This is a genomic window from Chryseobacterium contaminans (genome assembly GCF_001684955.1).
Lineage (GTDB): Bacteria > Bacteroidota > Bacteroidia > Flavobacteriales > Weeksellaceae > Chryseobacterium > Chryseobacterium contaminans.
Window position 1 is genome coordinate 1 of the sequence record NZ_MAYF01000208.1, and the last position, 1,346, is coordinate 1,346.

General features: G+C 29.9%; 2 protein-coding genes. Both read left to right on the top strand.

Annotated elements, in window-relative coordinates:
- On the top strand, positions 1-145 hold a 145-nt coding region (locus tag BBH99_RS21895), incomplete at its 5' end, for a hypothetical protein (protein WP_131799221.1).
- Between the two features lie 262 nt (positions 146-407).
- Positions 408-1,229 carry a class I SAM-dependent methyltransferase gene (locus tag BBH99_RS11740; RefSeq protein WP_066695736.1) on the top strand — a complete coding sequence of 274 codons (822 nt, stop codon included), beginning with the start codon at positions 408-410 and terminating at the stop codon, positions 1,227-1,229.
- Positions 1,230-1,346 lie beyond the last annotated feature (117 nt).

The window sequence follows — 1,346 nt, forward strand, 5'->3', positions numbered from 1 at the left end:
TGATTATACGAAGCTTTCAAGCCTTTCTGCAGAAGCAAAACAGAAAATGTCTAATGTACGTCCTAAGACCATTGCACAGGCAGGAAGGATAAGCGGGGTTTCTCCAGCTGATATTAATGTTTTACTAGTATATTTAGGACGTTAAAATAAAAATGTTTCACGTGAAACATTTTTTACAATAAAAACAAAAATTAAGGTATTTATTAAGCTTTTAAAAAGTTGATGAATATCTTAATTTTTTAAGTTATATACACTTTAAAAGATGATGGTCATTCCGATGATGAAGAACTATTAAATTATAGTTTATATCTCTACAATTCTAAGCTACCTTCAAACTAAAGAATACCACAAAAACTAAATTTGTATATACTTACTATTTTATTAAAATATAACAGATAGCAAATTCAATGAAAATAAAAGATCATTTTCTTTCACAGGAAATATTTGAAATTAAAGAAACAGAAACTAAAGGGGTTTATAAGACCTCCCCTATTCCATCCAATATTTCCAGATATTATGAAAGTGAAGACTACATTTCTCATCACCAGGATTCCGGAAGCCTGAAAGAAAAATTATACAAATTTCTTCAGTCTTTTAATCTACGTTACAAAAAAAATATTCTTGTGGAAAGAATTCAACAGGGATCAAAAGTATTAGACTACGGATGCGGTGCCGGAGAATTTGTAAAGTATATAGAAAATGATTTTGAAACATTCGGTTTTGAACCTGATGCAGATGCAAGAAAAGCAGCACAAGGGAAAATTACAAAAGCGAAAATTCTTGACGATATTCAAAAAATTGAAGACAAAAGTTTAGATGCAATTACATTATGGCATGTATTTGAGCATATAGAGAACCAGGATGAAATGCTCAATATCTTTCATTCGAAATTAAAAGACAAAGGACTTCTTATTATTGCTGTTCCCAATCCTACTTCTTATGATGCTAAACATTATAAAGAATATTGGGCGGCATATGATGTACCAAGACACATTTATCATTTTTCTAAAAACGGAATGGAAAATCTGATTTCTAAAAAACCAGATTGGAAAATGAGAAAGATCAAACCTTTGATCCTTGACTCTTACTACATCTCTATGTTAAGCGAAAAATATAAAAAATCTCCTCTATTCTGGCTAAAAGGAAGTATCTACGGAACAATTTCGAACATAAAAGCCTCATTTTCGAACGAATTTTCAAGTTTGATATACATTATCGAAAAAAGATAGATAATCGATTTTTAAGCCATTTCTGAAGGTCGATTTTCAGCATTTTGAGCTAAAAAACTTAAAACTCAGGAAAAATTTCCTGAGTTTTTTATTTACCTAATCTTAATAAAGAGATCT

Excerpts from the sequence above, each read along its gene's own strand:
- BBH99_RS11740 (WP_066695736.1), top strand. The coding sequence starts at position 408 with ATGAAAATAAAAGATCATTTTCTTTCACAGGAAATATTTGAAATTAAA.